Raw genomic sequence first — 8,769 nt, forward strand, 5'->3', positions numbered from 1 at the left:
GCGGCTGCCACGGGCACCGCAGCGCCCGCGGCACCTGACGCGGCGGCCGGCGCGGCAGCCGAGGTGACGCCCGCTGCACCGGGTGCGAACGGGCAGGGCAAGGTCGCGCAGATCAAGCGGTTCGAGGTGACGGGTTCGCTGATCCGGCAGGCCGACAAGACCGGCTTCCAGCAGGTGCAGACGATCACGCCGAAGGAAATCCAGGCCAGCGGTGCGGTGTCCGTCACCGACTTCCTGCGCGACGCGGCGGCCAACTCGGCGAACAGCTGGGGCGAAGGGCAATCGGGCAACTTCGCGGCAGGCGCGGCCGGCATCGCGCTGCGCGGCCTGTCGGAGAAGTACACGCTCGTGATGGTCGACGGCCAGCGCGTCGCACCGTACGCATTCTTTTCGAACAGCGTCGATTCGTTCTTCGACCTCAACACGATCCCGCTCAACGATATCGAGCGGATTGAAATCGTGAAGACGGGCGCCGTGTCGCAGTACGGTTCGGACGCGATCGGCGGTGTCGTCAACATCATCACGAAACACAATTTCCGTGGCTTGCAGCTCGACGGCAGCCTCGGCAGCGCGATCAACGCCGGTAACGGCGACGGCACGGTGAAGTTCGGCGTGCTCGGCGGCTTCGGCGACCTGAACGCGGACCGCTTCAACGTGACGGCCGCGCTGAGCTACTACAAGTCGAACGGCTTCACGCTCGCCGACCGCGATTCGACGCGCAACCAGGACTTCACGGGCAAGCCGGGCGGCTTCTCGCTGCTCGCGCCGTCGTACTGGAATATGCCCGGCGGCGTCGCGCAGGCGCTGAGCGGGGGCTGCCCGTTCGGCGGCTCGGTGCATCCGGCGGTGTCGAATTCGCTGTCGGCCGGTTCGCCGGGCACGGTCTGCGGGTACAACACGGCTGAAAGCACGTCGATCCTGCCGATGACCGAGCGCCTGAACGCGAAGCTCCATGCGGACTTCAAGATCGACGACAAGACGACCGCGTTCGCGGATTTTCTCGAGAGCTACAACACGACCACGACCAACGACGGCTTGTGGAACAACGTGATCGGCAATTCGCAGAACCCTGCGCTCGTCTGGAATCCGCAGACGAAGCTGCTGTCGCCGTTCAATTTCACGGTACCGGTCAGCAACCCGTACAACACGACGGGCGCGGCCACGCCGCTCACCTACGCGTTTCCGAACACGGTCGCGCAGAAGACCTGGGCGAACTACTGGCGTGCGGCCGCAGGCATCAAGGGGTCGTTTACGCTGCCGTACGGTGACTGGGACTGGGCGACGTCGGTCAGCCATTCGCAGAGCACGGTGTCGAACGTGTTCACGAACCAGCTCAACGTCAACGCGCTGAACAACATCTACCAGAACGGCACGCTGAACTTCGCGAACCCGGCGGCAACGCCGAACGCGTTCAACGGGCTTTATCAGGAAGCGAACAACCTCGGCATCTCGAAGCTCGACACGATCGACGCGACGGTATCGACGCCGAACCTGTTCCACCTGCCGGCGGGTGACGTCGGCATCGGCTTCGGTGCACAGTTCACGCACCAGAGCGAAACGCTGACACCGGGCTCCGAATACCTGAGCGGGGCCGTCATCACGCCGGACCTCGAGACGGTGGATGGCCAGCGCAACGTCGCGGCCGTCTATTACCAGATCAACGTGCCGATCCTCGAGAACCTGACGTTCAGCCAGGCGGGCCGCTACGACCACTACACCGACGTGGGCGGCGCCTTCTCGCCGCGCTTCGCGTTGCGTTACCAGCCGATCAAGGCACTGACGCTGTATACGTCGTACAACCGTGGCTTCCGCGCGCCGACCTTCGTCGAGGACAGCAAGTCGCAGACGCTCGGCATCCAGATCGACCCGGCCACCGGCCAGAACTACACGTCGATCACCGTCGGCAACCCGAACCTCGCGCCGGAACGCACGCGCAACTTCAACATCGGCTTCCAGGTGTCGCCGAGCCGGTACACGGATCTCGGCTTCGACTGGTACAAGATCCGCATCGACAACGTGATCGGCCAGGGCACGCCGTCTCAGGTCGCAACCGACCCGACGACGGGCCAACTGCTGTACAAGGTGATCCCGTACCAGAACCTCGGCTACCTCGACACCAACGGCTTCGAAGGCACGTTCCGCCAGGGGCTGCCGCTCAAGGGCTGGGGCACGGTCACGCTGTCGGGCGACTGGGCGTACATCAACAGCTACAAGATCGGCTTCCCGGGCGGCACGCCGGTCAACGGCGCGGGCAACAACTTCACGATCACGCAGCCGTTCGGCGGCAGCTTCCCGCGCTGGCGCGGCAACACGACGCTGGACTGGAACTACCGGAAGTTCGATGCGGCGCTCACGTGGCAGTTCACGGGCCCGTACGCGCAGAACCTCACGCCGGCGCCTGCGCCGTCGAAGGTCGGTTCGTACAGCCAGTTCAACCTGATGATGTCGTACACGGGCTTCAAGAACTGGACGATCTACGGCGGCATCAACAACCTCTTCAACCGCACGCCGCCGTACGACCCGATCTTCGCGAACGGCACGCTGGACCAGAGCGGGTACGACACGTCGGTGTATTCGTACATCGGCCGGTTCGCGCAGATCGGCGCGACGTACAAGTTCTGAAGGCGATCGCGATGCACTGACAGGCTTTAGACCGGCCGCTCCACGTCCACTACCCCCTTTTCGGGGCGGCCTTTTTTCGCCTGGCGCCACGACGGCCCGCAACCGGGACGCGCGGCGGCACAGCTTATCCGATCGTGACCAGCACGAACCCTCCGCGGGACGCAGCCGGCATGCGGCGTCCGGCACAGGTAACGACCGCGCGCAGGCATCTCGCCCGCACGCTTCCGGACACACTGACCATGAGACTGTTGAATGGGCGACGGGCACGCGTGCCGCGCCACTCGCACCTGAAGCGCCCGCACATGCGGATGCGCGCCGCCACGCGCGCCGCGCTGCTTGCGTGCGCTGCGTGGTTCGTGTCGGGCGGCGTCGTGCCGCAGGCCGCGCTCGCCGTGCCGGCGATCTCGCAATACGACCATCCGAAATATCCGCCGGGTTTCACGCATTTCGACTACGCGAATGCGCAGGCGCCGGACAGCGGCACGCTCCAGTTCGAAAACTACGACGAATCGCAGAGCTACGACTCGCTGAACCCGTTTCTCGTGCGCGGCGCGCCCGCACCGGACATCAAGAACCTGATGTTCGACACGCTGATGCAGCGCAGCTGGGACGAGCTCGCTTCCGAATACGCGCTGATCGCCGACGACGTCGACGTTGCGCCCGACGGGCTGTCGGCGACGTTCCACATCAACCCGGCCGCACGCTTCTCGAACGGCGACCCGATCACCGCGGCCGACGTGAAATATTCGTTCGACACGCTGACGAGCCCGCAGGCGTCGCCGCTGTACAACGCGCAGTTCGCGATCATCAAGCGTGCGGTGGCCGTCGACGGCCACACGGTGCGCTTCGAGTTCAAGCACGCGGAGCGCGACGCCGCGCTGATCGCGGGCGACCTGCCGGTGTTCTCGCCGAAGTGGGGGCAGCGCGCGGACGGCACGCGCCCGCCGTTCGACCAGATCGCGAACGTGCCGCCGATCGCGAGCGGCCCGTACCTGATCGACCAGCGCAAGAACGACAAGCAGATCAGCTACGTGCGCGACCCGCACTACTGGGCGGCGAACCTGCCGTCGCGACGCGGCATGTTCCGCTTCGCGCACGTGTCGTTCAAGCTGTACCTGGATCAATACACGGCGCTCGAAGCGTTCAAGGCCGGCGACATCGACGCACGCATGGAATACAGCGCGACGCAGTGGGCACGCAAGTACGTCGGCAAGAATTTTCGCAACGGCATGCTGAAGCGCGGCGAGTTTCCCGACGGCCCCGCACAGATGCAGGGCTTCCTGATGAACATGCGCAAGCCGATGTTCCAGGACGTGCGGGTGCGGCATGCGCTCGCGCTGGCATTCGACTTCGACTGGATGAGCCGGATGATGTTCTACGGGCAGTATCGCCGGACCAACAGCTTCTGGGAGGCGAGCCCGTTCGCGGCAACCGGCACGCCGAGCGAGAAGGAGCTCGCGCTGCTCGAACCGTTCCGCTCGACGCTGCCCCCAGAGGTATTCGGCCCGATGGTCCAGCAGCCGTCGACGCTGCCGCCGAACTCGTTGCGCGCGAACCTGAAGGAAGCGCGCGACCTGCTCGCGCAGGCCGGCTGGCATTACCGCGACGGCGCGCTGCGCGACGCGAACGGCACGCCGATGACGATCGAGATCATCGACGACCAGCCCGGCATGGACCGCCTGATCCTGCCGTACACGCAGGCGCTCGCGATGCTCGGCATCCAGGCCTACCTGCGCGAGATCGACAGTGCGGTCTACCTGAAGCGCCTCGACAATTTCGAGTACGACATGACGACGTACATCTACCTGCCGGTGACGATCCCGGGGGCGGAGCTGACGCGACGCTTCGGCAGCGCGGCCGCATCGCAGCCGGGCTCCGAGAACTATCCGGGCGTGAAATCGAAGGCCGTCGATGCGCTGATTCATGCGGCGCTCGCGGCCGATACGCTCGACGATCTCGAGACGGCCACGCATGCGCTCGACCGCGTGCTGATCAACCTGTACGCGCTGATCCCGCAGTACTACCTGCCGAATGCGCGGATTGCGTACAAGGCGACGCTCGGCCACCCGGCGATCGTGCCGGATTCCTATCAGTACGAGGACTGGATCATCGACTACTGGTACGTGAAGCAGCCGGCGGCGAAACCCGCGCCGGCGGCCTGAGGAGGAACGACAATGCTGGCATACATACTCAGGCGATTGCTGCTGATGATCCCGACGCTGATCGGGGTGGTGACGATCACGTTCGCGGTCACGCAGTTCGTGCCGGGCGGCCCGGTCGAACAGGTGCTCGCGCAGTTGCGCCACGGCAGCGCGCGCGGCGGGGAGGCGGGCGGCGGAGGCGGCGGCTACCACGGCAGCCAGGGCGTCGACCCGCAGCAGATCGAGCAGATCCGCAAGCAGTTCGGCTTCGACAAGCCGCCGCTCGAACGCTACGTGCTGATGCTGAAGAGCTATGCGACGTTCGACCTCGGGCAGTCCTATTTCGCGCACCGCAGCGTGTGGGCGGTGATCCGCTCGAAGCTGCCGGTGTCGATCACGCTCGGGATGTGGACGGTGATCCTCACGTACCTAGTGTCGGTGCCGCTCGGCATCGCGAAGGCGGTGCGCAACGGGTCGCGGTTCGATACCGTGACGAGCGTGCTGGTGCTGGCCGGCTACGCGGTGCCAGGCTTCGTGCTCGGCGTGCTGCTGCTGATGCTGTTCGGCGGCGGCACGTTCTGGCAGCTGTTCCCGATGCGCGGGCTCACGTCCGACAACTTCGACGACCTGACGCTGATCGGCAAGGCGCTCGACTATCTGTGGCACATCGTGATGCCGGTGACGGCGTCGGTCATCGGCAACTTCGCGATCGTCACGATCCTGACCAAGAACACGTTCCTCGAGGAAATCGGCCGGCAATACGTGCTGACCGCACGCGCGAAGGGGGCGCCGGAGCGCGACGTGCTGTGGAAGCACGTGCTGCGCAATGCGGCGATCCCGTTGCTCACCGGGCTGCCGGCCGCGTTCGTCGGTGCGTTCCTGAACGGCAACCTGCTGATCGAGACGCTGTTCTCGCTCGACGGCATGGGGCAACTGTCGTACGACTCGGTGATCCGCCGCGACTATCCGGTCGTGCTCGGTTCGCTGTTCCTGTTCACGCTGATCGGCCTGCTGACCAAACTCATCGCGGATATCTGCTATGTCCTCGTCGACCCCCGTATCCAGTTCAACCGCCTGGACCACTGACCAGGCGTGCGCCGCGTGCGCGGCCTCGCCGTCGCCGTGGCGGCGCACGTGGCTGCGCTTTCGCGCGCAGCCGCTCGGCTACTGGAGCCTTGTGATCTTCACGGTGTTGTTCGCGCTCAGCCTCGGCGCAAACCTGCTGTCGAACGACCGGCCGCTGATCGTGCGCTACGACGGGCACTATTACTTCCCGATCGTGAAGGACTATCCGGAGACCTTGTTCGGCGGCGACTTTCCCGCGATGACGAACTATCTCGATCCGTATATCCGTACGAAGATCGAGTCGCACGGCAATTTCGCGATCTATCCGCCGAACCGCTACCGCTACGACACGATCGACTATTTCGCGTCGCGGCCGTATCCGGCGCCGCCGTCGTCGAGCAACTGGCTCGGCACCGACCAGTTCGGGCGCGACGTGCTCGCGCGATTGCTGTACGGGTTCCGGCTGTCGGTGCTGATGGCGTTCGCGCTGACCGTGTCGGGCGTGCTGGTCGGCGTGCTGACGGGTGCGCTGCAAGGCTTCTACGGTGGCCGCACCGACCTGGTCGGGCAGCGGCTGATCGAGATCTGGAGCGCGCTGCCCGACTTGTACCTGCTGATCATCTTCGCGTCGATCTTCACGCCGTCGCTGTGGCTGCTGTTCATCCTGCTGTCGATGTTCGGCTGGCTCGTACTGTCTGACTACGTGCGCGCCGAATTCCTGCGCAACCGCGGGCTCGACTACGTGAAAGCGGCACGCACGATGGGGCTGACGAACGCACAGATCATCTGGCGCCACGTGCTGCCGAACAGCCTCACGCCGGTGATCACGTTCCTGCCGTTCCGGATGAGCGCGGCGATCCTGTCGCTGACGAGCCTCGATTTCCTCGGCCTCGGCGTGCCGCCGCCAACGCCGAGCCTCGGCGAGCTGCTGCAGGAGGGCAAGAACAACCTGGATGCGTGGTGGATCTCGATTGCGGCGTTCGCGGCGCTGGTGGTGACGCTGCTGCTGCTCACCTTCATGGGCGATGCGCTACGCAACGCGCTCGACACGCGCACGCGCGGCTCGGCATTCGGCGGAGGGCGGTGATGACGCGACCGTTGTTGCAGATCGACGGGTTTTCCGCGCATTTCGGCGCGAACGCGGCCGTACAGGACCTGAGCCTGTCGATCGGCCGCGGCGAGCGCGTGGCGCTCGTCGGCGAATCGGGGTCGGGCAAGAGCGTGACCGCACTGTCGATCCTGCGGCTCGCGCAGCACGCGACACTGTCGGGGCGGATGCTGTTCGACGGCGAGGATCTGCTCGCGAAGACCGAGCAGCAGATGCGCGGGATTCGCGGCGCCGATATCGCGATGGTGTTCCAGGAGCCGATGACCGCGCTCAATCCGCTGTATACGATCGGCAAGCAGATCGCCGAGAGCCTGCGGCTGCACGAGGGGCTGCGCCCGGGCGAAGCACGCGAGCGCGGGATCGCGCTGCTGCGGCGCACCGGGATTCCGGAGCCGGAGCGGCGCATCGACAGCTTTCCGCACCAGTTGTCGGGCGGGCAGCGGCAACGCGCGATGATCGCGATGGCGCTGGCGTGCCGGCCGCGGCTGCTGCTCGCGGACGAGCCGACCACCGCGCTCGACGTGACGGTGCGCCAGCAGATCGTCGACCTGCTGATCGAGCTGCAGGAGCAGGAGGCCGCCGCGCGCGGGATGGCGGTACTGCTGATCACGCACGACCTGAACCTCGTGCGGCGCTTCGCGCAGCGCGTGGCGGTGATGGAGAAGGGTGTGCTGGTGGAGGCGAACACGACCGCCGCCCTGTTCGCGGCGCCGCAGCATCCGTATACGCGCCGGCTGCTCGACAGCGCGCCGCAACGGGCGGTCGAGCCGGTCGCCGCCGGCGCGCAGACGTTCCTCGACGTGCAGCACCTTGCGGTCGACTACCGCATCGCGGCAAAGGGCTGGCGCTCGGTGCTCGGCAAGACGACGTTCCGCGCCGTGCACGACGTGCAGTTGAGCCTGAAGCGCGGCGAAACGCTCGGGATCGTCGGCGAGTCGGGCTCGGGGAAATCGACGCTCGCGTCGGCCGTGCTCGGCCTGCAGCGGCCGGCGTCGGGCGGGATCGAGATCGACGGCATGCCGCTGGCGTCGCTGCGCACGACGCAGGGCCGCCGCACGCTGTACGGGCGCATGCAGGTGGTGTTCCAGGATCCGTTCGGTTCGCTGTCGCCGCGCATGACGGTCGAGCAGATCGTCGGCGAAGGGCTGGGCGTGCACCGGCCGCAGGTGGCCGGCGACGCGCGGCGGGCGCGGATCGCCGCGCTGTTGCAGGAGGTGGGCCTGCCGCCCGAAGCGATGCTGCGCTATCCGCACGAGTTTTCCGGCGGGCAGCGGCAGCGGATCGCGATCGCGCGGGCGCTGGCGGTGGAGCCGGAACTGCTGGTGCTCGACGAGCCGACGAGTGCGCTCGACGTGTCGATCCAGAAGCAGGTGCTGAATCTGCTGACGAATCTCCAAAAGAAGTACAAACTCAGCTACCTGTTCATCACGCACGATCTGGCAGTGATGCGCGCGATGGCTCACCGGGTCATCGTGATGAAGGCGGGGCGCGTGGTCGAGGCGGGCGAGACGCTCGACGTGCTGCACGCGCCATCCCATCCGTATACGCGAGCGTTGCTCGCGTCGTCCATGCTGGCGCCGGAGCGCGGCCCGCAGGAGAGGCAAGAGAGAACCGATGATTGACGAGAACCGGGCGCCGGGCGCCCGAGCGGTGCAAGCCGCGAAAGCGTTGCGCAGCGACGCCGATTTCTGGTCGCTGCGCATCGTCGACGAGACGATCGACGAACATGCGGTGCGCAACGACGTCGCGCAGCCGTTTTCGCGCACGCGCGAGCGTGGTGCGATGCTGACGGCCTGGGCCGGCACGGGCGCGGGCTATGCGGCGACGCCTGAT

The 8,769-nt window shown here is 66.5% G+C and carries 6 protein-coding genes; all 6 read left to right on the forward strand.

Translation table 11 applies throughout. From position 1 onward, the window contains the following. Positions 1 to 2,622, forward strand: a 2,622-nt coding sequence (locus tag G3O00_RS36460) for a TonB-dependent receptor (protein ID WP_206145910.1), incomplete at its 5' end; no start/stop codon positions are given. Between the two features lie 302 nt (positions 2,623 to 2,924). After that, positions 2,925 to 4,784, forward strand: a complete 1,860-nt coding sequence (locus G3O00_RS36465) for an extracellular solute-binding protein (protein WP_206145913.1) — start codon at positions 2,925 to 2,927, stop codon at positions 4,782 to 4,784. Between the two features lie 12 nt (positions 4,785 to 4,796). Further along, positions 4,797 to 5,849 (forward strand): ABC transporter permease subunit, encoded by a 1,053-nt coding sequence (locus G3O00_RS36470; RefSeq protein WP_011352152.1) that lies wholly within the window; start codon positions 4,797 to 4,799, stop codon positions 5,847 to 5,849. After that, the gene (locus G3O00_RS36475; RefSeq protein ID WP_206145911.1) at positions 5,803 to 6,915 is read left to right on the forward strand and encodes an ABC transporter permease; all 1,113 of its coding nucleotides are present in this window, start codon (positions 5,803 to 5,805) and stop codon (positions 6,913 to 6,915) included. The genes G3O00_RS36470 and G3O00_RS36475 overlap by 47 nt, the downstream gene beginning before the upstream one ends. Then, the gene (locus tag G3O00_RS36480; protein WP_206145912.1) at positions 6,915 to 8,558 is read left to right on the forward strand and encodes a dipeptide ABC transporter ATP-binding protein; all 1,644 of its coding nucleotides are present in this window, start codon (positions 6,915 to 6,917) and stop codon (positions 8,556 to 8,558) included. Before G3O00_RS36475 ends, G3O00_RS36480 begins: the two co-directional genes overlap by 1 nt. Then, the coding region (locus G3O00_RS36485; RefSeq protein WP_346779015.1) for a DNA gyrase modulator at positions 8,551 to 8,769 on the forward strand (219 nt) is incomplete at its 3' end. The genes G3O00_RS36480 and G3O00_RS36485, both read left to right, overlap by 8 nt.

It is taken from the genome of Burkholderia sp. Ac-20384 (assembly GCF_017104605.1).
GTDB classification, from domain to species: domain Bacteria; phylum Pseudomonadota; class Gammaproteobacteria; order Burkholderiales; family Burkholderiaceae; genus Burkholderia; species Burkholderia lata.

Bases quoted from the DNA above. Each gene is read 5' to 3' on its own strand.
- G3O00_RS36465 (WP_206145913.1), top strand. From the start codon at position 2,925: ATGCGGATGCGCGCCGCCACGCGCGCCGCGCTGCTTGCGTGCGCTGCG.
- G3O00_RS36470 (WP_011352152.1), top strand. From the start codon at position 4,797: ATGCTGGCATACATACTCAGGCGATTGCTGCTGATGATCCCGACGCTG.
- G3O00_RS36475 (WP_206145911.1), top strand. From the start codon at position 5,803: ATGTCCTCGTCGACCCCCGTATCCAGTTCAACCGCCTGGACCACTGAC.
- G3O00_RS36480 (WP_206145912.1), top strand. From the start codon at position 6,915: ATGACGCGACCGTTGTTGCAGATCGACGGGTTTTCCGCGCATTTCGGC.